This is a genomic window from Idiomarina sp., from assembly GCF_048260185.1.
Taxonomy (GTDB): domain Bacteria; phylum Pseudomonadota; class Gammaproteobacteria; order Enterobacterales; family Alteromonadaceae; genus Idiomarina.
Genome location: NZ_JBLXHB010000005.1, coordinates 30701 through 55691, shown reverse-complemented (window position 1 = coordinate 55691; position 24991 = coordinate 30701). Strand labels below are relative to the sequence as shown.

The 24991-nt window shown below is 48.2% G+C and carries 25 protein-coding genes; 12 read left to right on the top strand and 13 right to left on the bottom strand.

What is annotated here, in order from left to right; all coding sequences use genetic code 11:
- Nucleotides 1-2: 2 nt before the first annotated feature.
- The 3 genes from mlaE to ACN0RF_RS11395 all read right to left on the bottom strand — a co-directional run bounded on the left by mlaE (nt 3) and on the right by ACN0RF_RS11395 (nt 2239).
- The gene (gene mlaE / locus ACN0RF_RS11405) at nt 3-782 is read right to left on the bottom strand and encodes a lipid asymmetry maintenance ABC transporter permease subunit MlaE (protein WP_417439096.1); all 780 of its coding nucleotides are present in this window, start codon (nt 780-782) and stop codon (nt 3-5) included.
- Nucleotides 779-1579 carry an ATP-binding cassette domain-containing protein gene (locus tag ACN0RF_RS11400; protein ID WP_417439095.1) on the bottom strand — a complete coding sequence of 267 codons (801 nt, stop codon included), beginning with the start codon at nt 1577-1579 and terminating at the stop codon, nt 779-781. The genes mlaE and ACN0RF_RS11400 overlap by 4 nt, the downstream gene beginning before the upstream one ends.
- Nucleotides 1580-1663: 84 nt before the next feature.
- Complete coding sequence (locus ACN0RF_RS11395) at nt 1664-2239, bottom strand: TetR/AcrR family transcriptional regulator (RefSeq protein WP_414018908.1); 576 nt, start codon at nt 2237-2239, stop codon at nt 1664-1666.
- A gap of 156 nt (nt 2240-2395) precedes the next feature.
- On the opposite strand from ACN0RF_RS11395, the gene ACN0RF_RS11390 reads away from it, so the two are divergent.
- The 11 genes from ACN0RF_RS11390 to mgtE are packed head-to-tail and all read left to right on the top strand — an operon-like array spanning nt 2396 to nt 10470.
- On the top strand, nt 2396-3373 hold the full coding sequence (locus ACN0RF_RS11390; RefSeq protein WP_414018941.1) for a KpsF/GutQ family sugar-phosphate isomerase: 978 nt from the start codon (nt 2396-2398) through the stop codon (nt 3371-3373).
- Nucleotides 3373-3927, top strand: coding sequence for a 3-deoxy-manno-octulosonate-8-phosphatase KdsC (gene kdsC, locus ACN0RF_RS11385; RefSeq protein ID WP_011233661.1), 555 nt, complete (start codon nt 3373-3375; stop codon nt 3925-3927). The genes ACN0RF_RS11390 and kdsC overlap by 1 nt, the downstream gene beginning before the upstream one ends.
- Complete coding sequence (gene lptC / locus ACN0RF_RS11380; RefSeq protein WP_417439094.1) at nt 3924-4487, top strand: LPS export ABC transporter periplasmic protein LptC; 564 nt, start codon at nt 3924-3926, stop codon at nt 4485-4487. Before kdsC ends, lptC begins: the two co-directional genes overlap by 4 nt.
- On the top strand, nt 4456-4998 hold the full coding sequence (gene lptA / locus ACN0RF_RS11375) for a lipopolysaccharide transport periplasmic protein LptA (protein ID WP_417439093.1): 543 nt from the start codon (nt 4456-4458) through the stop codon (nt 4996-4998). Before lptC ends, lptA begins: the two co-directional genes overlap by 32 nt.
- A gap of 1 nt (nt 4999) precedes the next feature.
- Complete coding sequence (lptB, locus tag ACN0RF_RS11370) at nt 5000-5725, top strand: LPS export ABC transporter ATP-binding protein (protein ID WP_011233658.1); 726 nt, start codon at nt 5000-5002, stop codon at nt 5723-5725.
- Nucleotides 5726-5746: 21 nt separating this feature from the next.
- Nucleotides 5747-7207: an RNA polymerase factor sigma-54 gene (locus ACN0RF_RS11365; RefSeq protein WP_417439092.1), complete on the top strand. Its 1461-nt coding sequence runs from the start codon at nt 5747-5749 to the stop codon at nt 7205-7207.
- A gap of 27 nt (nt 7208-7234) precedes the next feature.
- Nucleotides 7235-7522 (top strand): ribosome hibernation promoting factor, encoded by a 288-nt coding sequence (hpf, locus tag ACN0RF_RS11360; protein ID WP_011233656.1) that lies wholly within the window; start codon nt 7235-7237, stop codon nt 7520-7522.
- Nucleotides 7523-7525: 3 nt separating this feature from the next.
- Nucleotides 7526-7996, top strand: a complete 471-nt coding sequence (ptsN, locus tag ACN0RF_RS11355; protein WP_011233655.1) for a PTS IIA-like nitrogen regulatory protein PtsN — start codon at nt 7526-7528, stop codon at nt 7994-7996.
- Nucleotides 7987-8838 carry an RNase adapter RapZ gene (gene rapZ, locus ACN0RF_RS11350; RefSeq protein WP_011233654.1) on the top strand — a complete coding sequence of 284 codons (852 nt, stop codon included), beginning with the start codon at nt 7987-7989 and terminating at the stop codon, nt 8836-8838. The genes ptsN and rapZ overlap by 10 nt, the downstream gene beginning before the upstream one ends.
- Nucleotides 8831-9106: an HPr family phosphocarrier protein gene (locus ACN0RF_RS11345; RefSeq protein ID WP_011233653.1), complete on the top strand. Its 276-nt coding sequence runs from the start codon at nt 8831-8833 to the stop codon at nt 9104-9106. Before rapZ ends, ACN0RF_RS11345 begins: the two co-directional genes overlap by 8 nt.
- 2 nt (nt 9107-9108) lie before the next feature.
- Nucleotides 9109-10470: a magnesium transporter gene (gene mgtE / locus ACN0RF_RS11340; RefSeq protein ID WP_051018712.1), complete on the top strand. Its 1362-nt coding sequence runs from the start codon at nt 9109-9111 to the stop codon at nt 10468-10470.
- A gap of 12 nt (nt 10471-10482) precedes the next feature.
- Here mgtE and pmbA read toward each other — a convergent pair whose 3' ends face one another.
- Entirely contained in the window at nt 10483-11829 is a 1347-nt protein-coding gene (gene pmbA / locus ACN0RF_RS11335) for a metalloprotease PmbA (protein ID WP_417439091.1), read from the bottom strand.
- A 54-nt stretch (nt 11830-11883) separates the two neighbouring features.
- Here pmbA and yjgA point away from each other — a divergent pair, with 54 nt between their 5' ends.
- The gene (yjgA, locus tag ACN0RF_RS11330) at nt 11884-12399 is read left to right on the top strand and encodes a ribosome biogenesis factor YjgA (protein WP_417439090.1); all 516 of its coding nucleotides are present in this window, start codon (nt 11884-11886) and stop codon (nt 12397-12399) included.
- 15 nt (nt 12400-12414) lie between these two features.
- Here the strand turns inward: yjgA and tldD are convergent, their stop codons facing one another.
- Genes tldD through ACN0RF_RS11285 form a run of 9 tightly spaced genes read right to left on the bottom strand, consistent with a single transcriptional unit; the run spans nt 12415 to nt 24837 of the window.
- Entirely contained in the window at nt 12415-13836 is a 1422-nt protein-coding gene (tldD, locus tag ACN0RF_RS11325; RefSeq protein ID WP_417439089.1) for a metalloprotease TldD, read from the bottom strand.
- Nucleotides 13833-14630 carry a carbon-nitrogen hydrolase family protein gene (locus ACN0RF_RS11320; RefSeq protein ID WP_417439276.1) on the bottom strand — a complete coding sequence of 266 codons (798 nt, stop codon included), beginning with the start codon at nt 14628-14630 and terminating at the stop codon, nt 13833-13835. Before ACN0RF_RS11320 ends, tldD begins: the two co-directional genes overlap by 4 nt.
- Entirely contained in the window at nt 14602-18471 is a 3870-nt protein-coding gene (locus ACN0RF_RS11315; protein ID WP_417439088.1) for a YhdP family protein, read from the bottom strand. The genes ACN0RF_RS11320 and ACN0RF_RS11315 overlap by 29 nt, the downstream gene beginning before the upstream one ends.
- Nucleotides 18472-18476: 5 nt before the next feature.
- A complete protein-coding gene (rng, locus tag ACN0RF_RS11310) occupies nt 18477-19946 on the bottom strand; it encodes a ribonuclease G (protein WP_417439087.1) in 1470 nt (489 codons plus the stop codon).
- Nucleotides 19936-20532: a Maf family protein gene (locus tag ACN0RF_RS11305; RefSeq protein ID WP_417439086.1), complete on the bottom strand. Its 597-nt coding sequence runs from the start codon at nt 20530-20532 to the stop codon at nt 19936-19938. Before ACN0RF_RS11305 ends, rng begins: the two co-directional genes overlap by 11 nt.
- Nucleotides 20532-21017: a rod shape-determining protein MreD gene (mreD, locus tag ACN0RF_RS11300; RefSeq protein WP_417439085.1), complete on the bottom strand. Its 486-nt coding sequence runs from the start codon at nt 21015-21017 to the stop codon at nt 20532-20534. Before mreD ends, ACN0RF_RS11305 begins: the two co-directional genes overlap by 1 nt.
- The gene (mreC, locus tag ACN0RF_RS11295; protein WP_417439084.1) at nt 21014-21871 is read right to left on the bottom strand and encodes a rod shape-determining protein MreC; all 858 of its coding nucleotides are present in this window, start codon (nt 21869-21871) and stop codon (nt 21014-21016) included. The genes mreD and mreC overlap by 4 nt, the downstream gene beginning before the upstream one ends.
- Before the next feature lie 3 nt (nt 21872-21874).
- Nucleotides 21875-22918 (bottom strand): rod shape-determining protein, encoded by a 1044-nt coding sequence (locus tag ACN0RF_RS11290; RefSeq protein WP_011233642.1) that lies wholly within the window; start codon nt 22916-22918, stop codon nt 21875-21877.
- Between the two features lie 59 nt (nt 22919-22977).
- On the bottom strand, nt 22978-24837 hold the full coding sequence (locus ACN0RF_RS11285) for an SUMF1/EgtB/PvdO family nonheme iron enzyme (RefSeq protein WP_417439082.1): 1860 nt from the start codon (nt 24835-24837) through the stop codon (nt 22978-22980).
- Between the last annotated feature and the right edge of the window lie 154 nt (nt 24838-24991).

Here is a 24991-nt window from a genome sequence, read left to right as displayed (position 1 = left end):
GGTTATCCACCAAACATGATAGCTGTAAGAATAAAATCGAGTCCTAGAATTGCCAACGACGCGGTCACTACCGTAGACGTTGTCGCAGCGCTGATTCCCGCAGAGGTTGGTACCGAACGATAACCTTTATACAAAGCTATCCAAGTAACAACAAAAGCAAATACAATAGACTTAATAATGCCGTTCAGGAGATCATCCTGCCAATCGACAGCCGACTGCATGACTGACCAAAAGGCCCCTTCATCGACACCCAGCCAGCCAGAGCCGACCAAGTAACCGCCGTAAATTCCGACCGCTGAGAACATCAGCGCCAGCAACGGCATACTAACCACACCAGCCCAGAACCGAGGGGCTATCACACGACGCAACGGGTCAACCGCCATCATCTCCAGACTGGACAGCTGTTCCGTGGCTTTCATAAGGCCAATTTCAGCAGTTAATGCGGAACCCGCTCGCCCGGCAAATAAAAGCCCTGTCACTACAGGCCCCAACTCACGCAATAACGACAGCGCAACCATAGGACCCAAGCTTTGCTCTGCGCCGTAATCAACTAAAATAGTATAGCCCTGCAAGCCCAGCACCATACCGATAAATAAGCCACTGACAGTAACGATAAGCATCGACAACACGCCGACAACATACATTTGTTTAATAAAGAGCGGCCAGGACTTAGCCGGTTGCGGCTTACCAATAATGGCACCCATTAACATGGCTAAGGCATATCCAATACCCGCCAGGCTATCCAGCACCTGGCGACCGACAGATCGTATAAATTGGATCATCCCTCGCCCCTTAATAAGTCCGTTGTAAAATCATCATCTGAATAATGAAATGCTACGGGGCCATCTGGCGCACCGTTTAAAAACTGCTTAATAATTGCCGTGTCATTATTACGGAGCTCTTCCGGAGTTCCCTTGCCAACCACTTTCTTGTCAGCAATGACATAAGCGTAATCCGCAATCGACAACACTTCTTTTACGTCGTGCGATACAACAATAGAGGTTAAACCCAGAGATTCATTCAAAGATTTAATAAGCTTTACGATTACCGCCATCGAGATGGGATCCTGGCCAGCAAAAGGTTCATCGTACAAAATTAAGTCGGGATCCAAAGCTATTGCCCTTGCCAGAGCAGCTCTACGAGCCATACCACCAGACAGTTCTGACGGCATAAGGTGGCGCGCACCACGCAAGCCCACCGCTTCCAGCTTCATTAAAACCACACTGCGAATAATTTCTTCGGGTAAGTCGGTATGTTCGCGCAGTGGAAAGGCGACATTCTCGTAAACCGACATATCGGTGAACAGCGCACCACTTTGAAACAACATACTCATGCGCTTGCGTAACTGATACAACGCATCGCGTTTTAACTGCGGGACTTCCTCTCCGGCCACTTTGATACTGCCGCTATCAGGCTTAAGCTGCCCACCGATAAGGCGCAACAACGTCGTTTTACCAATACCGCTCGGGCCCATGACCGCAACCATTTTGCCTTTCGGAACATCTAACGACAGGCCGTCATAGACCCTATGGCTTCCATGCGCAAAAGTCAGATCTTTAAGTTCTACCAAGTTTGTCACGACAGTTTCCTGTTACGAGTTTATCAGCCTTTATTTTAACGACTGTCGGTAATGTCTGATACCGAAAAAGTGTTGCAAATTTTATCAGCGAATTGATTCTATTTCTGTCAATTCGTCGACAAGCTTCAGTAAATATTGTGCAAAATCTTCACGTTCATGCACGCAGGCGTCACACAAATTGAGTTGCTCAAACAACCGCGCACCATGAACGGCATAAAACAAAGTTTTACCAACTTTGCTTCCGGCAATACGTTCCAGCCGCTGCAAAGTCAGTGCGACATGTTCTTTTAACGGACCTAACAACTCCGGGTTAGTCGCGGCGGCAGCCAGCATGCCACTGCCTAGCCGTGAACATTCAGCGTCCGTATCAAGCGCTGCTAATAAAATACTTTTTAATTCGCCTTTTGGGTCATCGGCATACTGATGGTGATATTGTTCGCGAAGTGCTTCATAACGTTCAACGCGGCGTTTTAACATAGCCTGAAGCAAACAGTCTTTGCTCTTGAAATGATAAAGCAAACCACCTTTGCTGATGCCCGTCGTCTGGCTCAAGGCGTCAAACGTCAGATGCCCTGCACCCTCTGCAGCGACCAACTGATCAGCGGCATCCAGAATAGCGTCTCTGTTGCTGGGTCGCCCTGCGCCTTTTTTCTCTATCATGGTGTATTCACTTTACCTGCACTGACTTTATCAACCGTCTGGTTGGTATAGTAATTATTTTTGTAATAAAATACAAGATTTACCTGTGTACGGTAGGCAGAGTTGTACCGAATGACGTATTATACAGGGCAAAAGCACAACGCCAGAGGCATGACAATGAAACAAGTCACCCAGAACTTTCGGCTACTGGGCGAACAAGTACTGGATATCGAAAAGAAGGCTATTGAAGGCCTGTATCAATATTTGGATGATAATTTCGATGCCGCCTGCCAAACCCTGTTTAACTGCAAAGGCCGAGTTATTGTCACCGGCATGGGGAAATCCGGCCATATAGGTGGGAAAATAGCAGCAACACTTGCCTCTACCGGCACACCAGCGTTTTTTGTGCATCCGGGCGAAGCCAGCCACGGAGATTTAGGCATGGTTGCGGCTCAGGATGTGGTCATTGCGATATCGAACAGCGGTGAAACGGCAGAAGTGCTGAACATTATTCCGGTCATTAAGCGTCTGGGCGTACCTTTAATTTCAATGACCGGCAAGCCCGGCTCCACTCTGGCCCGACTGGCTGATACTCATGTTTGTATCGCGGTTGAGCAAGAAGCCTGTCCGCTCGGGTTGGCCCCTACGGCTTCCACAACAGCAACGCTGGTTATGGGCGATGCTATGGCGGTTGCGCTGCTTAATGCCCGCGGTTTTACCGCCGACGATTTTGCGCTGTCACACCCCGGCGGCTCGCTGGGTAAACGCCTGTTACTGCGGCTACATGACGTTATGCACACTGGCGAACGCGTTCCGGTTATTCCAGCCGACGCTATTATTAGTGATGCGTTACTGGAAATGTCGCGTAAAGGCTTAGGTATGACCGCGATAGTTGATGAAAGCCAGCGCCTGGCCGGTATTTTTACAGACGGAGATTTACGTCGAATTTTAGATAACCGAATTGATGTTCATAAGACTCCAATAGCAGAAGTTATGACCCGTTCCTGTATTACAGCGAACGAGGATATGCTGGCCGCTGAGGCATTAAAACTCATGCAGGATCGAAAAATAAATGGGCTGATTATTACCAACGACGATGGACAGCCTTGTGGCGCAATGAACATGCATGATTTACTGCAGGCGGGAGTGCTCTGATGGAATGTATTAATACCTGGTACGGCGACATTGAAAAAAGCCTGTTTAAACGCTTTTCCGAGATAAAGCTGCTGGTGCTGGACGTGGACGGAGTGTTCTCCGACGGCCGCATTTATTTAGGCAATGATGGTGAAGAATTGAAAGCCTTTCACACCCGGGATGGCTTTGGTATGAAAGCGTTGAAAAAGTCAGGAGTCGAAACAGCAGTCATTACCGGACGAACCTCACGCATTGTTGAACATCGCATGGAACATTTAGATGTCGGCTTTATTTATCAAGGGCAGAACGATAAAACAGCCGCTTTCGATGAGCTTCTGACAAAGCTAGGTCTTAGCGCAGAACAAGTTGCTTATGTTGGCGACGATACCCCCGACTTAGCTTTAATTAAAGCTGCGGGTCTGGGTATTGCAGTCCAGGATGCTCACGCATCGGTGCAACAGCAGGCCGATTATATTTCACGTTGTCATGGCGGACATGGTGCCGTGCGCGAAGTCTGTGATTTAATCATGCTCAGTCAAGGACAACTGCACCTGGCGACAGGAGCCAGTGTGTGAGCCGACGCGTTACTGTCATTCTCATTTTATTATTCGGTGCCGGGCTATTGCTTGTCTGGCGCCCTTTTAGCGATGACGCTGACGGTAGCAAAGCGGCTACGACACGTACGATGCAGCCTGATTTTACCGCTTTTGGGTTGGAAACGCGGATTTTCAAAAGTGACGGCTTACTGGCTCACAAGATCAAGTCTGAGAAGATGTCTCACTATAACCAGATTGGTCTGACCGAACTTAAGCGTCCGGTTTATACGGTATTTTCTGAACAAGGTGAAGAACTTTGGGAGGTCAGTGCCACGCAAGGAACTTTCTATGACGATCAAACCCTGATTTTGGAGCACAATGTTGAAATCCTTGCGTTAGAGCCGGATACTCACATCGAGCAAGTGTTAACCGAATACCTGATTGTTGATTTAAAAAATGAATCAATGAGCACCGAACATCCGGTAAGCATTCACGGACCACGACTATTAATTCGGGGTAACGGTATGACTGCGGACCTGAAAGCTGAACGAATGGAGCTAAAAAGACATGTTAAAACGATTTTCCAGCCTGCTGAGTAAACTCATCCTGGTTGCCTTAATACCGTCAGCAGTTATGGCTCAGGGTAAGTCTGACTTTAGTAAGCCAATGGAAGTTGAGTCGAGTAAGGAAGAACTTGATATTAAAAATAACCGTCTGGTTTTAACGGACAACGTTATTATTCGTCAAGGCACCTTATTGATTCGTGCAGATAGGCTGGAGGCGTCCGCCAGCGAGAGCGCTGAGCAGGCAGACATTTTTATTGCAGAGGGTACTCCTGCTACTTATAGCCAGACGCTGGACGACGGCAACGAAATTAATGCCGAAGCAAAAAAAATAACCTACTTTCAAGCAGAACAGCGACTGGAGCTGAGCGGCGACGCACGCATATCTCAAGGCAGTAGTAGCTCAAGCGGCAGTTTAATTACCTATGATTTAGATAAACAAACGGTAACGGCAAGTAGCTCAGACGAAGAAGACAGCCGTGTTATCACTATTTTCACGCCTAAACCAAAAACTGACACCGACGAAAAAAATAACGAGAACCCTTAATATGGCAACTTTACGAGTCAAACATTTAGCCAAAAGCTATAAAAGCCGACAAGTCGTTAAGGACGTCAGTCTGGAAGTCAGCCAAGGGCAGGTTATTGGTTTACTGGGCCCCAACGGCGCAGGCAAAACAACAACCTTCTATATGATTGTCGGTTTGGTTAATAGCGATAAAGGTCAAATTCTGCTGGACGACAATGACCTTACCTTGCTGCCAATGCATGAACGAGCACGCAGAGGTATTGGTTATTTGCCGCAGGAGGCTTCCATTTTTCGCAAATTAACCGTGCGCGATAACCTGATGGCCATTCTGGAGACTCGTAAAGAACTCTCAACCAACGAACGTGAAGAGCAGCTTGATGCTTTGCTGGAAGAGTTTCATATTGGGCACATAGCAAACAGCCAGGGCATGAGTCTGTCCGGGGGTGAACGCCGCCGGGTTGAAATTGCCCGCGCTTTAGCCGCAGAGCCTACGTTTATTTTGCTGGATGAGCCTTTTGCCGGTGTTGACCCTATTTCGGTTATTGATATTAAAAAGATTGTTGAACATTTGAAGCAACGTGGTATTGGTGTACTTATTACCGACCACAATGTGCGCGAGACATTGTCTGTTTGTGAACACGCTTATATTGTCAGTCATGGTGAGCTTATTGCCAGTGGGGATGCAGAAAGTATATTATCGAATCAACAGGTTAGAGACGTTTACCTCGGTGAGCAGTTCACCCTATAACGTGATACCGGGACAGTCATTATGAAGCAAAGTCTGCAGCTAAAAATTGGTCAGCACCTGACCATGACGCCACAACTCCAACAGGCCATTCGCCTGCTGCAGCTTTCCTCGCTCGATCTTCAGTCAGAAATTCAGGATGCGTTAGACAGCAACCCATTGCTGGAGGTTGAAGGTGAAACCAGTAGCGACGCCGACCAACCCGAAACCCGCAACATTGAAGAAAGAGACGACAGTCAGCGGGAAACATCCGACGTTATAAAAACTCAGGAAATGCCTGACGAGCTACCGGTCGACAGCAGTTGGGACGACACCTACTCCAGTCATACCCCAGCCAACGGCGCGGCCTCTTCAGGTAAATCCTTCGACGGCGACTTTGAAGTTTACCAGGGCTCTACCAGCGAATCTTTGCAAGATCATTTGCTTTGGCAGATGCAACTTTCTCATTTTTCAGAAGAAGACACCGCCATAGCTGAAGCCATTATCGAGGCCATAGACGACAACGGCTATCTGATGGTTGATGTTAATGAAATTATTGAGGCCGTGCGACTGCCCGAAGTTGAAGCAGAAGAAGTCTGCATGGTGCTTAAGCGTATTCAACATTTTGACCCCATTGGCGTCGGCGCTCGCAGCGTCAGCGAATGCCTTGCCATTCAATTACGCCAACTGAGCGACGACACTGAATACAAAGAAGTTGCTTTATGCTTAGTAACTGAACATATGGACTTACTCGGCAGTCGCGATTTTCGCACCATTCAGCGTAAACTGAAGTTATCGGAAGACGATTTACGCCAGACTATGCGGTTAATTCAACAGTTACATCCGCACCCGGGCGAGCAAGTTGCACAGCAACCTGTTGAATATGTTATTCCCGATGTGGCCGTTACAAAAAAAAATGGTCGCTGGATGGTCGAATTAAACCCGGACAGCGTACCTAAGTTAAAAGTGAACGAAGAATACGCAGCTTTAAGCAAAGCAGCGAAGTCAGTAGCCGACAGCCAGTACATAAAGAACCATACGCAAGAAGCGCGCTGGTTCATAAAAAGCCTGGAAAGCAGAAACGACACGCTGCTGAAAGTGGCCAATTGCATAGTACAGCGCCAGCAGGGCTTTTTTGAGCATGGTGAAGAAGCGATGAAGCCCATGGTCCTGAACGATGTTGCTGAAGCCGTGGATATGCATGAAAGTACGATTTCACGCGTAACGACGCAAAAATACTTACACTGCCCAAGTGGCGTATTTGAGTTGAAATATTTTTTCTCAAGTCATGTCAGTACAGAGGGTGGTGGCGAGTGTTCAAGTACGGCAATACGTGCTTTAATTAAGAAGATGGTCGCTGCTGAAAATCGCAGTAAACCGTTAAGTGACAGTAAGATTGCTGAACTGATAGCCGAACAAGGTATCCAAGTAGCAAGAAGGACAATTGCGAAGTATCGGGAATCGTTAAACATTCCATCATCGAGCCAACGCAAAAGTCTTTTGTAACTTTGTTAACTGCAGAAGGAAGACGTTATGCAAATTAATTTGACCGGTCATCACATCGATATTACCGAAGCTCTGCGTGACTACGTGGACACAAAATTTGCCAAGCTGGAAAGACATTTTGACCATATAACTAATGTTCACGTCATCCTAAATGTTGAAAAAACGATTCAAAAAGCGGAAGCTACGCTGCACGTGAATGGCGGTGAGCTTTTCGCCGATGCAAAACACGAAGATATGTACGCGGCCATCGACGGTTTAATTAATAAACTGGACCGTCAGGTGATTAAACACAAAGAGAAAATGAAACAACATTAATCCATGCAACTGAGTGAATTGTTAAGCCCCGACTGCACCAAGTGTGCAGTCGAGGGCGCAAGTAAAAAACGACTACTTGAAACCATTAGTCAAATCGTAGCCCCTAAGCTGTCTGGCATTACCCGTCATGACATTTTTGAGAGCCTGTTAAACCGTGAACGTTTAGGCAGTACGGGAATTGGCTTAGGTATCGCAATTCCTCATGGCCGTTTACCTAATGCGAATCATCCGGTAGCGGTATTACTGACTTTAGACGAACCTATCGAATTCGATTCTATTGACAATCAGCCTGTCGATATTATCTTCGCGCTTCTGGTACCCGAGTCAGAGCACGAGAACCATCTACAAACATTGGCCACGGTGGCCAGAAGAATGAACGACAAAGACTGTACCCGCGCACTGCGCCACGCAGATTCTGATAAAGCGTTATATCAATTATTTGTGGGCGAAGGTGAACAGTCGCCATGCAACTGATCATTGTTAGTGGTCGCTCCGGTTCAGGTAAGACAATTGCTCTGCGCGTACTGGAGGATTTAGGCTTTTATTGCGTTGATAATTTACCCATAAGCCTGCTGCCAACGCTGGTACATGCGGTCATCGAGCAGTATCAAAAAATAGCCATTAGCATTGATGTTCGCAACTTACCGGAGCACTCCGAAGAGTTACTGGACTCTTTGAGCTTTTTGCCCAAAGGTGTTGAACCGGAAATTCTGTTTATTGACTCTGATGACAACACCTTACTAAAGCGTTTTGGCGAAACTCGGCGTCTGCATCCGTTGTCGCAAAAAGAACTGCCTTTGCTGGAAGCGCTTCAGGCCGAACATAAAATGCTTGAACCCATTATGGAGAGAGCAACCTGGCGCCTCGACAGCAGTGACTTATCACTGCATCAGTTAAGTGAACAGGTCACTGAACGGGTACTGGGAAGAGCCGATAAAAAGCTGATTATTGTGTTTCAGTCTTTTGGCTTTAAGTATGGTTTACCCAAAGACGCTGACTTTGTCTTTGATGCGCGCATTTTACCCAATCCGCACTGGCAGCCCGAGCTCAAGCTGCTCACCGGCCTGGATACCGACGTGCAGATTTTCTTTCGCCAGGAACCCCTGGTGACTAAGTTTATTTATCAGTTGGAAAACTTTCTCGATACCTGGCTGCCGCACTTTCAGCGCAGCAATCGCAGCTACCTGACCATAGCTACGGGCTGCACTGGCGGTCAGCACCGTTCGGTTTATATTTCTCAGCAGTTAGCCGAGCGTTTTGAACAAAAAGCCGTAAAGGTTCAGGTCAGACACCGGGAACTAAAAACCCATGGATAAAGTTTGCAGAAAGTTAATTATTCGCAATAAACTAGGCTTGCACGCACGTGCAGCAACAAAGTTAGCGCAATTAACGCAGGAGTTTGAGTCGGACATCACGGTGACTCAGGGTGAGCAATGCGTTAACGCTGCCAGCGTTATGTGCCTGATGCTACTGGCCAGTCAACAGGGTAAAACTGTTGAAGTCTGTGCCGAAGGAAAAGACGCACAAGCAGCACTGGATGCCGTTAGTGCTTTGTTTGAAGATCGCTTCGAGGAAGACGAGTAAGCATGATTGCAGAGCTTTCCGACAAAGAATATGCCATGCAGCGCATTCAGGAGGTTAACTCCGCGCTGTCCGATGGTATGTTCGTTGCTGCCCGCCGTATGCTGCATAATATGCCGGCATGCGATGTGGCATTGCTGTTGGAATCCTCGCCGCCCAAAAGCCGTTCCATTGTCTGGAAACTGGTTGACGTAGAAGAACACGGTGAAATCCTTGAGGAACTGAACGAAGAGGTTCAGAAAGATATTATCCGCCAAATGGCGCCGGAGAACCTTGCCGCGGCCACCGAAGGCATGGACACCGATGACCTTGCCTACGTTTTGCGGGGCTTACCTGAGCCAGTCTATCAGCAAGTTCTGAAGTCCATGGACGAAAGCGACCGGGAACGTGCGGAAACCGCGCTCTCATACGCCGAAGACAGCGCCGGTGGAATCATGAACACCGATACCATCACCTTGCGCTCGGACGTCACTATCGATGTTGTACTGCGTTATTTACGCCTTAAAGGTGAGCTCCCTGAAGCCACCGATAAACTCTACGTCGTGGATCGTCATGAAAAACTGATTGGTGAAATTACTTTAACCCAGTTGTTGACTATTGACCCCAGCCGTCGCATTGACGAGATTATGTCGGCCGATATTACCACCATACCCGTGACTATGGATGAAACGGAAGTCGCAAAACTGTTCGAACGTCATGACTGGGTATCTGCGCCGGTCGTCGATAATGAACAGCAGCTAGTGGGCCGTATAACCATCGATGACGTGGTCGATATTATTCGCGAAGAAGCCCAGCACTCCATGTTGAGCATGGCGGGTCTGGAAGATGACGAAGATACTTTCGCTCCGGTATTAAAAAGTACCCGACGCCGTACGGTATGGTTGGCGGTGAACCTGGTTACAGCCTTACTGGCTGCTATGGTCAGCTCATTATTTGAAGACATACTGGCACAAATGGCGGTGCTGGCTATTTTAAACACCATTGTACCCAGTATGGGCGGCATAGCCGGTAGCCAGACATTAACTCTGGTGATACGAGGAATGGCACTGGGTCACATAGGCACCAGTAACTCCCGATGGCTTATCGGTAAAGAGCTGGCCATTGGCTTCTTAAACGGTATTATCTGGTCGGTACTGATTGCGGCTGTCGTGGCGCTGTGGAAACAAGACTGGCTGGTTGGCGGTATTATTGCCTTTGCCATGATGATGAACTTAGTCGCGGCAGCTTTGGCCGGTGCGACCATACCGCTGGTTCTGAAGCGCTTTAATATTGACCCCGCGCTGGCTGGCGGGGTCATTCTGACCACAGTCACTGACGTGGTCGGTATCTTTGCCTTCCTTGGCTCAGCAACCTTGTTACTGTCTTAACTTCCTGTCTTTTTAATTGCCGGCAATACTCATTTGCTCTAATAACACTGAGCCGGTATGCAGCGCATGGCGTTCGTCGGTGTCATTACCTATAGCAACAATGTTCGCCAGCATGTCTTTTAAGTTACCGGCAATGGTCACTTCTTCTACCGGATACTGAATTTCACCGTTCTCAACCCAGAAGCCGGCCGCTCCACGCGAATAGTCACCATTAACCATGTTCACGCCCTGCCCCATCAATTCGGTTACCAGCAAGCCTGTACCCATTTTTTTGCATAACTGCGCTAACGAGTTGTCCTGCTGTGTTACCCGCCAGTTGTGGATACCACCTGCGTGACCCGTAGGCTGCATATCCAATTTACGTGCGGCATAGCTGGTTAACAGGTAGGTTTGCAGCACCCCGTCGGTAATAATTTCTCTATCCTTTGTCGCCAAACCTTCCGCATCGAACGGTGAGCTCGCCAGGCCACCGATAATATGCGGTTTCTCCTGAATGCTCAGCCATTCTGGCAGAACCGATTTGCCTAAATGATCAAGCAGGAAACTGGACTTGCGATACAAATTACCACCGCTTATGGCACTGACCATGTGTCCAAACAAACTCCCTGCCACGTCAGCCCGGAAAATAACCGGCACTTTAGCCGTTGGTACTTTGCGTGCTCCTAAGCGCGACAAGGTTTCTGCGGCGGCCTCTTCGGCAACACTCTCGGCAGATTTTAATTCGTGCATTTTGCGGGCAACAGAATAACTCATGTCGCGCTGCATTTTGTCGCCCTCTTTGGCTATCAAAACGCAACTGAGGTTATGCCGCGACTGCAAGTAACCGCCAATAAAACCATGGCTATTACCATAAACACGAAAACCTGTGTGGCTGCCATAATGTGCACCATCAGAGTTAACAATGCGCTCGTCCAGGTTCAGCGCGTGTTTCTCGCAGGCCAAGGCCTGCTTTATGGCATACTCTGCGCTCTGGTCACCCGGATGGCACAAGTCTAAATCGGGTACATCGGTTGCCATTAATTCTGCCGGAGCCAAACCATTGTATGGATCCGGAGAGGTAAAACGGGCAATGTCACAAGCCTTGTCGACCGCAGCACTAATGGCCTGTTCCGACAAGTCTGTAGTTGATGCCGAACCTTTCTGGTTACCACGGTAGACGCTGATGCCCAGTGCCCCATCCTGATTAAACTCTACGGTTTCGACTTCGCCCAGGCGGGTTCCAACCGAAATACCTGAGCTGTGACTGATTGAGCATTCAGCAGAACTGACGCCTTTTGCTTCAGCCAGTCGCAGTGCTTCTTTAACAGCACTTTCTACCTGCTTCATTTGAACCTGTAAGTCACTCAGTTGTACTATCAAAAAACTCTCCTCACTGCTAAACTGACGGCTTTGTAGCGCTAATGAATCGAACTTATGCCGAAACGCCCAGCCGAAAATCCTGAACAATCTGACGACTTCGTCAGCAAGTCCCAAAAAAAACGCGAAATGGCTGAACGCCAGGAGCTAGGGACTCAACTTGTCAATTTAACTGACAGCCAGTTAACAAAAATGCCACTGGATGATGAGCTGCGCGATGCCGTTTTGCTTGCCCGTAAAATTCGTAACAAACACGAAGGCTACCGTCGTCAGCTTCAATTTATTGGCAAGCTCATGCGCTTACGTGATATCGCGCCTATTGAGCAAGCCTTAAATAATTTAAAAAATGCACATCAGCAGCAAACATCCATTTTTCACGAGATTGAAACAACTCGCGATAAACTGCTGCATGAAGGCGACGATGCTCTGCAAGCATTTATTGAAGAGCACCCTCATGCTGACCGCCAAAAACTGCGTCAGCTTATTCGTCTTGCCGAAAAACAACGGGCCGAAGAAAAACCACCGGTCGCGGCCCGTCAGTTGTTTGTTTATTTACGTGAACTGCTCGGTTAATACCGGGCAACTCACTTATTCGGTACCGCCAACCGTCATTGAATCCAGTTTCAGTGTCGGTTGCCCAACACCTACGGGTAAACTCTGCCCGTCTTTACCGCAAACTCCAACACCCTCGTCCAGCGACAAATCGTTACCCACCATAGACACCTGAGCCATAGCTTCTGGTCCGTTACCAATAAGAGTTGCGCCTTTTATCGGTGTGGTAATTTTACCGTCTTCAATTAAATAGGCTTCAGATGCTGAGAACACAAACTGTCCGGAAGTAATATCGACCTGACCACCGGCAAACTGCGGTGCGTAAATACCTTTTTTCACACTGCCAATGATCTCTTCCGGGCTGCTTTCTCCGGCTAACATATACGTATTAGTCATTCGCGGCATAGGTAAGTGAGCGAAGCTTTCACGGCGGCCGTTTCCGGTCGTTGCCTGACCCATTAAACGCGCATTCATTTTATCCTGCATGTAGCCACGCAATATGCCGTTTTCTATCAATACGTTGTAGCCACTGGGTGTGCCTTCGTCGTCAATACTCATTGAACCACGACGATCACTCAGTGTACCGTCATCGACAATAGTACAAAGCGGTGAAGCCACTTGTTCACCAATTTTACCGGAATAGGCAGATGAGCCTTTACGGTTAAAGTCGCCCTCCAGGCCATGTCCTACCGCCTCGTGCAGCAGCACGCCCGGCCAGCCGGAGCCCAGTACCACAGGCATATTGCCTGCAGGCGCAGGTTTCGCTTCTAAATTTACAAGTCCCTGACGTACGGCTTCTTCCGCAAACCGTTGCCAGCGGGCATTACCGGACGCATCATCAAGGAAAAACTCATATCCTACACGCGCGCCACCACCGGCACTGCCGCGCTCGCGGTGACCGTTTTGCTCGGTAATAACAGAACAGTTCAGACGAATTAAGGGGCGCTTATCGGTAGCTAAAGTACCGTCTGTAGCGGCCACTAAAACTTCGTCGTAACTGCCGCTCAGACTCACCACCACCTGGCTTACACGTGAGTCCTGCGCCCGCGCGTGCGCATCAACTTTTTTCAGTAACTCAATTTTTTCGTCTTCAGATAAAGTATCCAGTGGATTCAGCGCGTCATAGCGCGACTTAACCTGCACCGACTTCAGGGCTTCAACCTTTTTGCTTTGGCCCTGACGTGCAATACCGCGAGCTGCTTCACTGGTGCGCTGCAGCGCCTTTAACGTAATTTCATCGGCATAAGCAAAGCCAGTTTTCTCACCCTGTACAGCGCGCACACCCATACCCGTTTCAATATGAAACGCGCCGTCTTTAATGATGCCGTCTTCCAGCACCCACGATTCGTTGACACTATGTTGTAAATAGATATCGGCAAAATCGATATCACCGCTGTATAGCGTGGATAAGGCTTTGCTTATGTCGTCTTGTGACAATTCGTAGTCAGTTAGTGTCATGTCTTTTGTACAACCTCAAATTGATTTTGTTGCGCCACCGGCATTTGTTTTCGTATGGGTTCAATATCCGCTACGTCAACACTGACAGAAACAACACCTTCATCCAGTTCCTGTTCTGCCAGTATTTCACCCCAGGGGCTGACAATAATTGAATGGCCGAAAGTTTCGCGACCATTTGCATGCTCCCCTACCTGACCCGGTGCCACGATAAAAACCTGTTGCTCAATGGCACGAGCGCGAACCAATGCATGCCAGTGAGCTTTTCCGGTAACCTGAGTAAATGCAGAGGGTAAAACAATGATTTGGGAGCCAGCCTGACGCAATGCGCTGAATAACTCTGGAAAGCGCAGATCATAACACACTGCCATGCCAACCACACCAAAGTCCGTTTCTGTGGTTATCACTTTACTGCCCGGCTGCGTCCACTTTGATTCGCGGTATTCCTTAGTATTATCAGCCACATCAACATCAAACAAATGAATTTTGTCGTAGCGATTGAGAATGGCGCCATCGGGGCCGAAAAGAATGGACGCCGCGGAGAATCGTTCACCGGCATCTATTGGCAGTGTACCGCCGACCAGATAAACCTCGTGCTTTTTCGCTAAGGCGGCCAGCTGTCTCTGCACCTCACCATCCTTGTATGGTTCAGCCATCGCTAACTGAGCGCGGTCACCGGCGCCGAAGCAACTAAAGGCTTCAGGCAGCACCACCAGTTGCGGACGTGCGGCAGGAAGTTGTTCCAGCAGTTTAGCAACAATGGCTAAATTATCTTGCGGATCCGGACGACTGCTCATTTGCAGCGCCGTCAGTTGCACTTGTGTCATCGTCTGCCTCTGAATCGGTTGAGTTCTCTTCCAATTCTGGCAAATCAACCGGGCGGCTGTCACGTTCTATTTCTTCAACCACCGGTTCATCAATAGTCCCGGTGACCTGATAACGCAGACGCGAAATCACTTTCGCATCGTGCAATACTTTGTCGATGAACAGCGCAGCCAGGCCGCTAGGAGGATTCACCATCCAGGCAAGAATAATTGGCAAGCTGGAGGTAACCTTCGGCGCATAGGTCAAATTATAGTTTAACTTGCCGGTTTTCATATCGGTCCAGCCGCGAATATCCATATCGCCGGCTGACCCTAGTAACCTTGCGTCTTCAGTATTAGCAACACCTTCCTCAATCTGGACACTGCCGGTTAGGTCTGTAAAAAACATTCCCTGTGAAAAAATATCACGAAAATCTAAAGTCAGCTTTCGAAGGATGCTGTCCAGACTCAGCAGTGAAAAAATACGCGCGCCGCCGTCACTCACTTCGGCCAGATAGCCTTTTTCTAAATCCCAGACCACTTCCCCGCTCAGCGAACTCCAGTCTGGTTGATACAAATGATCACGCCAATTTAAGTTAAAGTCGATAACCGCAGCGCTGTCTCTTACTGCCGTTTCCAGACCATAGTCACGTAATAAATCACCAAGGTCTCCAGCCTCCAGACGTCCGGAAAGCGCACTTGAAGCCTGTTCGTCTGTGTAGCGCCAATAACCAGTTACAGCCAACTCATCACTACCCTTTTTAAGGGTCATTTTTTCTATACTGAAGCCGTCTTCAAGCGGAGCAAGCACTAACTCAACTTCGCCTAACTCATGCTCGTCAATACGGCAACTGCGACAGAAAAAGTTAAGAGCCGGTACTTTTTCAAGCCAGCTCCAGTCGGTCTTCTCGGTGTTTTCCGGAAGCTCAACGTCGCTGCTTAACGCCAGATAATCAGCTCTTACCGTTATTCCCTGCTGTACAAAGCTTTCCGGAATGGTCGCGCTTAGCACGGCGTTTTTAGCATCTACCCGGGCTTGCCAGGCCGAGCCTTCCGGCCATACCTGAATATCCGCCTGATCAAACTTCTGCTGTCCCCACTGCAACTGCGGCGTTTCGACACGAATGGAATCGGGCAGCCACCCTTCGTTGCTGCCACTTTCAGCATCAACGTTTGAGTCCCCGGCTAATGCGTAAAGTACTGAGTACCATTGGCCGATATCGGCGTGCGGTAACTGCGCGTTAATCGCAAAGCCATTAACCAGCTCGTTTACAGAACTCACCTCTCCAATATTCAGCCTCGCTTGTTGCCAGCCCCCGCTACCCGGTCGCCAGCGACTATCCCAGTTAAGGCGTTGGTCGATATTCGCCTGTAAACGCAGCTCTTCTCCAGTACCATTAAGCTGAACAGCCAATTGCCAGCCATCGCCAAAATCCTTTTGCAACGGCGCTGGTAGCGATGTCTCAAGGCCGGTCAGGTCAAACTGCGACTCCAGCGCGACGCCGACATCGTCAGCGTTAAGGGTTAACTGGAGATTAGCTTCACCATTTACCGCTCCGTAGAAAAACGGTTTCCACTGTGGATAAGGCAATCGCTTAAATAACGGTTCGCTTTGCCAGTCCAGAGTTGTATTCACATTCAGTAAATAATCCTCACCGCTGAGCTCTCCTGATACTTCGGTTGGTATCGGCATACCGTACCAGTGCAGACGCAGCCCTTCGGTCGTTATCTTACTGTTTTCAATTTTCAGAAGACCTTCAACAACCGTAAAATTCTGTTGTATGGCGTCAATATCAAGAGAAAGCCCGGCTAACGGAGCTTCAACAGAAACATCGACATCTCGCGATTTATTTAACGGTATATCCAACTGAAAAGAACCAGCAACCTCTCCGCCCGGATTAATTTGCATGAGCGTTTCGGTTACGCTGTCCAGCGGAGACTGTTCAAACACCGGTAACAGCGACTCCCCCTTTCCACTAACACCGGCCTGAATTTGCAACCCCTGTGAGGCATCGGTTAAATCTTTAATCTGTGCATCAACCCGGGTTACCTGCACATCTTCTATATGCCCTGCATCCGTCGACATGAACAAGCTTCTGTTATAAAAATCGAGTTTTACCGGAGTGTCGGCTAGCGGAAGCCAGTCTGGCTGAAACTTGTAAGTTAAATCATCGAATTCTACCCGCGCATTGAAGACACCTTGATTGTCCTCCCCCGGAAACTGAGTAACGGGTCCGCGCCACAGTAACTCCATACCACGCGCCTGACCGGAAACCAGGGCTCCGGAAAGATAGTCTTTTACTCCCTGCCCCATAATTGACGGCAGTAGCTTACGGGCGGTGTCAACAGAAAAACCCTGGGCGGTAGAAAGCAATAAATCAATTTGTGGTGTTGTTTCACTGTCACCGGACAAACCGCCGTTACCTGTAAGCTGAAAGTCGTTTCGCTGGAGTTGTAGCTGCTCTAAATCTACCCGCCAGTTGTCAGCTTGTAACAACCAGGAGCCCGAAAAATTAAGAGTATCAATATCCCACGCTTGCTTGCTGGAGAGGCTATTTCCCGTGAGACGAACATTGTCGCCTTCTATTTGCCATATACCGTGATTCGACAAGCTGCTGATATTGACATCCAGGCCATTAAAGCCCGGCCAGCGCTCATTCCCGTCCGCCGACAAGTTACGACTTTTTACAGACCATTGCTGACCGGAGACAGGATGAAGACGATAGCGCAAATTCGCTTTACCCTTTAAACCCAGACTCCTGACCGGCTCAGCTGGTTTCTTAAAAGGCAGCAGTGGGAGTAATCCGGCAACCTCATCAATCGCGATATCATCCACACTGATATCATGGATTTCATCAAGCTGCTGCCAGGCAATACGCGGTAGCTCCAGATGACCTACTGAGGTGTTCACCGTCATTGGCAAACTGTTTAGCAGCCAGCCGTTTTCTTCCGGCCGCAGCACAATTTCACCTTCAGGTAACTGCAACCAGTTGAGTTCTTCTGAATTACTGTCTAGCCAGGTAATGCGGTTGTCTCTTAACTTAACTAACCCTTCAAATAACTGACCATTACGAACATCGAGCCAACCCGTAAAGTTTACGTTTGAAGCTTGTACGTCAATCTCGCCCAGTTGCTCTTCAAGCCAGGGACTGATGTCAACGTTCTGCGAATTGACATAAAACTGACCATTAAACTCGGACCAACGGTCGCCGCGTAAATCGATAATGAAATCGAGGCTATTGGTCGCAAAGTTTTCCATCCGGAATTGGCCAATCCCCTGATGCTTTTTGCCTTCATTAGTCCAGGACAGCCGGTCAATATCAATCTCTCGCGTTACGCCACGTAAGTTTGTCAGTAACAACTCACCGTTATTCAGTGAAAACTTTTCTAATTGCTGCAGAAATAAGCGGTTCACGTAATCTAAATCTAACTTTTCGGCTTCGCTAGTCGCCGAGAATTTACGTATATCCACCGCTATACGGGCGTCGTCAAGAATAAACTGCTTCGCAATGAGCTGCTGGTCCAGTAAGGTTTTCCAGAAATCGAGCACCACATGCACCTTGCCAACACGCACCTGCACAGGCGACTGCTCACGTTCCAGCAACACTAAATTATCCAGAACAATGGAAGGACCTTGCCGGGTCCAGGCCATTGATAAGTCACTAATGCTAACGGGTTGCTGGAAACGGGCTTCCAGTTGCTCTTCAAGGGGTTCGGTCAAATCGGGCAGGTATGGCAGACTGTAACGCAATAAACTCAGGCCGACAGCAACCAGCACCAGCACAATAGCCAGCGTTAGCCAGAGTTTGTTCAAAATCCACGACAGAGTCCGCATGCGTCTTACATCATTACTACGTCGAATTGTTCCTGATTATACAGAGGTTCGGTTTGTATTTTTATTTGACGCGAAACAAACAGCTCAAGTTCAGCCAGTGCATGAGATTCTTCATTAAGTAAGGCTTCACTTACCTGTGCAGAGGCATAAACAACGAACTTATCGGCTTCGTAAGCTTTATGAACCCGGACAATTTCACGCATAATCTCATAGCAGACGGTTTCAACCGTTTTCATACTGCCGCGCCCCAGACAAACCGGACATTCCGAACATAAAACATGCTCCAGGCTTTCTCTGGTGCGTTTCCGGGTCATTTCCACTAACCCAAGCGAGGTAAAACCATTAATGGTTGTTTTTGCGCGATCTTTGCCTAACGCCTGTTCAAGGCTGTGCAATACCCGTCGCTTATGCTCCTCGTCCTGCATATCAATAAAGTCGATAATGATAATGCCGCCAAGGTTCCGTAACCGCAATTGACGAGCTATAGACTGCGTCGCTTCGATATTGGTATTAAATATAGTTTCTTCTAAATTGCGGTGACCAACAAACGCCCCGGTGTTGATATCGACCGTAGTCATCGCTTCGGTTTGGTCAATAATCAGTGAGCCACCGGATTTCAAGTCAACCCGACGATCGAGCGCTCGCTGCATTTCATTTTCGACGTCGAATAAGTCAAAAATAGGCCGTTCACCGGTGTAATACTCAAGTACTTTCGTTAGTTCGGGAATAAAATCCTGAGTAAATACCTTAAGCGTGTCGAAGGTGACTTTGGAATCGACCCGAATGCGCTCAATTTCTTCGCCGACAAAATCACGCAATACACGACAGGAAAGATTCAAATCTTCGTACAGCATGCCCACTTTTCGTTGAGATTTTTTCCGCGCTTTTATTTTCTCCCACAGCCGGAACAGAAAGTCAGCATCGCCCCGCAGCGACTGTTCTGAAGCACCTTCTGCCGCTGTGCGAACAATAAATTTTCCGTCGCTTTTACTGACTTCTTCTGCCAACTGCCGCAGGCGCTCCCGCTCCTCGCCTTCTTCAATGCGCTGAGAGACGCCTACATGGTCGCTCTTAGGCATAAAGACCAGATAGCGTGATGGTAGGGTGATGTCAGTGGTTAAACGCGCTCCTTTGGTTCCCAGAGGGTCTTTAACCACCTGTACCATAATATGCTGCCCCTGATGCACCAGTTCCGTGATGTTTTGCTGTGGCTTTTCGTCAGGTCGGGGTAAGTCATCACCTTCCACCTGAACAACAATATCCGAGGCATGTAAAAAAGCCGCTTTGTCGAGGCCAATATCAATAAACGCCGCCTGCATTCCCGGCAACACCCGCGATACCTTTCCCATGTAAATATTGCCAACTAAGCCACGCTTCGCCTGACGTTCAATATGGACTTCCTGCAAGATGCCATTTTCAACAAGCACTACACGAGTCTCTGTGGGGGTCACATTCATTAGGACTTCAACGCTCATCGACTTCACCTGTCATTTCAAACATCCGCAACAACTGTTCAGTTTCATATAAAGGTAAGCCAACAACAGCAAAGTAGCTACCTTCAATACGTTTTACAAATTTTCCACCGTAGCCCTGAATACCGTAGCCAGCGGCTTTATCATGGGGTTCGCCGGTTTCCCAGTAAGCATCTATTTCTTCCTGGCTCAGCGCAGCGAACTCTACCTGAGTCGTTACTAGCGCTGTTTCGCTGGCAACCACGCTGCGACCATTCCAGCGGCAAACACTCACCGATGTAAGAACCTGATGTGTCTGACCAGAAAGTTGTTTCATCATTTGACTGAAATGTTCATAACTCTCAGGTTTTTCCATCACCTGTCCCTGAAAACTTATCAGAGTATCAGAGCCTATCACCAAGCAGGGAGTTTGCTGTCGTTGTGCCACAGCCTGAGCTTTTTCTTCAGCCAGGCGGGTCACATAATCAATAGCATTCTCATTAGCTCCTCGTAGCTCCTTAATTTCCGGAACTTCGCAATCGAAGGGGCGATGCAATAGCGTCAGCAACTCTCGCCGACGGGGAGAAGAAGAAGCGAGCAGCAGACGCATTAAACCACTCCGAATTGACGACGAACTTTTCGCAGTAACGGAAACACCCACAGCCAGAAAACAGCTGAGGTGAGCACTGGCCAGAAGTAAGAAAAAGTGAACTCAGCGTCGTGTAGAAACACATTGGCTTCAAACACAACAAAGCGTTTAATAAAAATCAGTACGGCAATAACCAGTGCTTGCTGTATTAACGCAAAATTACGAATCCGCTGAAAATGACGTGCAGCAAAATAAGTAACAACGACCATACCTAAAGCATGAACACCGACAATAGACCCCAGCAATATGTCGCTCAGCACGCCGAGCACCAAAGCGGTTCCCATGTTTACCCGGTGCGGCAAGGCAATTATCCAGTACAGCATAACCAAAGTTGGCCAGTCAGGCCGAAAGGTATCGAATGCAGCCGGCATTGGCATAACCATAAGAGTCAGCGCAATAATGTAGGTAACCAATAAAGTGATGAAGCCGGGTTTTATCACTATCATTCCTCGTCCTCATCAAAAATGGGCTGTTGCTCACCGTCGCTTGGCCACAACAATAAAACATTACGCACGCGGTCTAGCGCGCTGACAGGGTCGGCTACAACTTTAGCAAAAGGGAGAGACTCATCTCTGACAATCTGTCGAATTGTTGCCACCGGATAGCCCTCGGGGAATATGCCCCCTAACCCCGAAGACATTAAGAGATCCCCTTCTTTTAGCTCAGTACTGTGAGGAATAAACATCAACTCCAGTCGCCCTATATCGCCGGTACCCTGCGCCAGTACACGAATATCATTGCGCTCTGAACGCAAAGATATCGCATGGCTCTGATCCGACAACAGTAATACGCGCGCGGTATTACCGCCTACGTCTTGCACTTGGCCAATAATACCATGGCTGTCCAGTACTGGCTGGCCTTCGTAGACTCCGCTAAGCGTACCTTTATTTATAACCAGTTGCTGTGAAAACGGCTCAGAGGCAACGGCGATGACCTCGGCAACCATACGTCGGACTGAATCGCGGGCGTCGGAGCCAAGAAGTTCACGTAGCCGTTTATTTTCGTTCTGAAGAAAGCGAAGCTGCTGTTGCTCACCCTGTAATTCGAGAATAGCCCGCTTTAACCGCTTATTCTCATCGCTTAACTGCGACGTGGTTTTTAATGATTCGGAGACACTGTCCAGTAGCTGTTCTGGCAAAATAGCCAAATACTGAACCGGAGCCACCAGAGAATTCAGAAATAACCGAACAGGCTTCATAGCCTGAAGACGATGGTCAATAAAGATCAGCAGAAACGAACAGGCTAGTGCGAGCACTAGCCTGGAGAGTAAGGATGGACCGCGGGCAAACAGCGTCTTCATGAATTACTCATAACTGAATAAATCACCACCATGCATATCAATCATTTCCAGAGCTTTACCGCCGCCTCGTGCAACACAAGTTAACGGATCATCAGCAATAATAACCGGAATGCCGGTTTCTTCCAGGAGCAAACGGTCGATGTCTTTCAATAACGCACCACCACCCGTTAATACCATGCCGCGCTCGGAGATATCCGACGCCAGCTCTGGTGGAGACTGCTCCAGCGCAACCATCACGGCACTGACAATACCCATTAAAGGTTCCTGCAAAGCTTCCAGAATTTCATTACTGTTAAGAGTAAATGAACGCGGAACACCTTCAGCAAGGTTACGACCTCGAACTTCAATTTCTTTCAATTCTTCGCCGGGGAATGCCGAACCAATTTCGTGCTTAATACGTTCGGCAGTTGCATCACCAATAAGTGCGCCGAAGTTACGGCGAACATAGTTAATAATGGCTTCGTCAAATTTATCACCACCAATACGAACCGATGATGAATAAACCACACCGTTTAATGAAATAATGGCGACTTCGGTTGTACCACCACCAATATCGACCACCATAGAACCTGTAGCTTCAGACACAGGTAAACCTGCACCGATAGCAGCGGCCATTGGCTCATCAATTAAATAAACCTCACGAGCGCCAGCGCCCAATGCAGATTCGCGAATAGCACGACGTTCTACCTGGGTTGAACCACATGGAACACAAACCAGAACACGAGGGCTAGGACGGAAGTAATGACTGTCGTGCACTTGTTTGATGAAAAACTGAAGCATTTTTTCGCACACATAGAAGTCTGCGATAACACCGTCTTTCATAGGACGAATGGCACGAATGTTTCCTGGCGTACGACCCAGCATTTGTTTTGCTGCTGCACCAACGGCGGCGATAGATTTTGGCCCGCCTGAGCGTTCCTGACGAATGGCAACAACAGACGGCTCGTTCAGAACGATACCCTCATCTTTGACGTAGATAAGCGTGTTCGCTGTTCCCAGGTCAATAGAAAGGTCGTTTGAAAAAAGGCCGCGAATTTTTTTAAACATGAAGCGGTATATCCCTACTTATAAGCTAACAGAGTGACAGCAAAGAGCGCAGTAAGTACTTACTGAGCTCTTACAACACGGAATCCAATGTAGTTGGAGTTAAAATCTGACGGAAGTTCCATTTTTGTCGAAACTCTTGCCAAACTTGGTGTAAAGTTCCAGGCTCCGCCCTTAACTACAACACCCTCATCGGTTTCAGCCCACTCCCAGACGTTACCGACAGTATCGTATAATCCCCAGGGGTTACGATGAAAACTAGCTACCGGAGCTGGACGTGTATTTGACCAATCTGTTCCACAGTTACGGCAGTTTGCTTTGCCATAACCAACATCATTTCCCCACCAGAAATCGGTTTCCGACCCGGCACGTGCAGCGTATTCCCATTCCGCTTCAGTGGGAACGCTGTATTTAAAACCACTTTTTTGAGTTAACCATTCAGCATAAGCCTGTGCGTCGTTATAACTGACGCAAACCACCGGAGAGCTTTCAGACTGTTTGAACCCGGGATTTTTCCAGCTCAGCTTTTCATTAAACTGAGGACGACCATTACTCAGGCTTGCGCAAGTACCGTTTTTCTCTGCCTCTGTGACATAAGCGGTATCTTCTACAAAGTTGCCAAACTGCTCAACCGTAATTTCAGTATCGGAAATACCCAGTGCGGTTGGAATTTCACGTGTTTCGGCCGGACGTTCATTCGGTAAACCATTGCCGACCAAGTCACCCATTTTAAATTTACCCGCAGGAACAACAACCAGTTCAGGACCGCGAACATCGCGATACAGAATGTCCTGAATTTTTTCACCGCTGGTAAAAGAGTAATCCGATTTTTCTAACTCGGCGCGGATAGAGGTAGCGTCTTTCAGTAGGATTTTCTCTGCATAGGCTGAATAGCCATACTTAAGAATTTCAATCTGATGTTCGCCGCCAGGCAGCATAACTTCCAGCGGAGTCGAACCATAGCTAACACCATCGATAACAACTTCATCATCATACACATTAGAGCGTATGGTTAACGGGTGCATGACGGAGCTATCAACCGTTTCCTCATCACCCGCTTGCAGCTCCCCCGGCCGTTGCTCCGATGCACAATAGCGCATATCGACATTTAGCAACGTACAAGCTTGGCTTTTCGGCAACTGACCACGCAGTTCAACCGCCAGTTTAACACCGTAGTTACCGGCACCGCTAAAGCCATTACTGACCGTTTTAGAACCTAAAATTTGTACATTTGGACTGGCTTTTTCAATATTTTCGCGAGCCAGAGAAGCCTCACTTAAACCATCCAGAATAGTATCAAGATACTGTTTCGATGCTTTTTGCTTAGCCATGAGTTTGCCGCGATTTTCACACTGTCCCAGTGTCTCCTGGCGGTCACAGCTAATTGACTGACTCACTTCAAGTTCGCCAGTACGGTTAAATTCATTTTCTAAGCGATCGACACGAGCTAAATTGCGTTGCTCTTTCAGTGTCTCAATTTCATTAATAAGGCTATGTTTGCTCACACGCGCTTCTTCTACTTCACGCGCTTTCTCACTCACCAGGCTTACTTGCTGCTTGATGTCTGCTTTATTCTGCTGGTGAGCCATAACAGCTTGCTTGTACGCCTCTTGAGCGCCAGCAATATCAATTGTTGGGTCTTCCACCAAACGTTGATAGCGGTCATTCATTTCCGCCAGTGCTGATTCGCGTTTCGTTTCCAGTTCGCTATTGCGCTCACGCAAGTTTTGTAACTTTTCCCGCAGCTCCCGCTCTTCTTGCTGAAGCGTGTTTACGGTGCCAGAAAAGTTTTCAAAATCGCTCTCTAGAGTCGAAATTTGGTTAGCAATTTCTTCGACAGTCATCTCCTGCTGAGCAAGAGCCGTCGAGGCGAATGTCAATGTAGAGGCCATTACCAGGGCCAGTCGAGCCAATCGCATCATGTTTCCATTCCAAGCTTGAAAAAATAACAAAGCGGCGTAAAAGCCAAAGCTGTAGTCGCACTATCGTTATTGTAATAATTATGAACGTTCGTCAACGTCCGCATTTTTCGTTTAAACTCTGCTTTATGCTATTTGCTTGTTAACAAAAGAGCAA

Coding starts and splice junctions, on each gene's coding strand:
- mlaE (WP_417439096.1), bottom strand. CDS start 782: ATGATCCAATTTATACGATCTGTCGGTCGCCAGGTGCTGGATAGCCTG.
- ACN0RF_RS11395 (WP_414018908.1), bottom strand. CDS start 2,239: ATGATAGAGAAAAAAGGCGCAGGGCGACCCAGCAACAGAGACGCTATT.
- ACN0RF_RS11390 (WP_414018941.1), top strand. CDS start 2,396: ATGAAACAAGTCACCCAGAACTTTCGGCTACTGGGCGAACAAGTACTG.
- kdsC (WP_011233661.1), top strand. CDS start 3,373: ATGGAATGTATTAATACCTGGTACGGCGACATTGAAAAAAGCCTGTTT.
- lptA (WP_417439093.1), top strand. CDS start 4,456: ATGTTAAAACGATTTTCCAGCCTGCTGAGTAAACTCATCCTGGTTGCC.
- lptB (WP_011233658.1), top strand. CDS start 5,000: ATGGCAACTTTACGAGTCAAACATTTAGCCAAAAGCTATAAAAGCCGA.
- ACN0RF_RS11365 (WP_417439092.1), top strand. CDS start 5,747: ATGAAGCAAAGTCTGCAGCTAAAAATTGGTCAGCACCTGACCATGACG.
- hpf (WP_011233656.1), top strand. CDS start 7,235: ATGCAAATTAATTTGACCGGTCATCACATCGATATTACCGAAGCTCTG.
- ptsN (WP_011233655.1), top strand. CDS start 7,526: ATGCAACTGAGTGAATTGTTAAGCCCCGACTGCACCAAGTGTGCAGTC.
- rapZ (WP_011233654.1), top strand. CDS start 7,987: ATGCAACTGATCATTGTTAGTGGTCGCTCCGGTTCAGGTAAGACAATT.
- ACN0RF_RS11345 (WP_011233653.1), top strand. CDS start 8,831: ATGGATAAAGTTTGCAGAAAGTTAATTATTCGCAATAAACTAGGCTTG.
- mgtE (WP_051018712.1), top strand. CDS start 9,109: ATGATTGCAGAGCTTTCCGACAAAGAATATGCCATGCAGCGCATTCAG.
- yjgA (WP_417439090.1), top strand. CDS start 11,884: ATGCCGAAACGCCCAGCCGAAAATCCTGAACAATCTGACGACTTCGTC.
- tldD (WP_417439089.1), bottom strand. CDS start 13,836: ATGACACTAACTGACTACGAATTGTCACAAGACGACATAAGCAAAGCC.
- ACN0RF_RS11320 (WP_417439276.1), bottom strand. CDS start 14,630: ATGAGCAGTCGTCCGGATCCGCAAGATAATTTAGCCATTGTTGCTAAA.
- ACN0RF_RS11315 (WP_417439088.1), bottom strand. CDS start 18,471: ATGCGGACTCTGTCGTGGATTTTGAACAAACTCTGGCTAACGCTGGCT.
- rng (WP_417439087.1), bottom strand. CDS start 19,946: ATGAGCGTTGAAGTCCTAATGAATGTGACCCCCACAGAGACTCGTGTA.
- ACN0RF_RS11305 (WP_417439086.1), bottom strand. CDS start 20,532: ATGCGTCTGCTGCTCGCTTCTTCTTCTCCCCGTCGGCGAGAGTTGCTG.
- mreD (WP_417439085.1), bottom strand. CDS start 21,017: ATGATAGTGATAAAACCCGGCTTCATCACTTTATTGGTTACCTACATT.
- mreC (WP_417439084.1), bottom strand. CDS start 21,871: ATGAAGACGCTGTTTGCCCGCGGTCCATCCTTACTCTCCAGGCTAGTG.
- ACN0RF_RS11290 (WP_011233642.1), bottom strand. CDS start 22,918: ATGTTTAAAAAAATTCGCGGCCTTTTTTCAAACGACCTTTCTATTGAC.
- ACN0RF_RS11285 (WP_417439082.1), bottom strand. CDS start 24,837: ATGATGCGATTGGCTCGACTGGCCCTGGTAATGGCCTCTACATTGACA.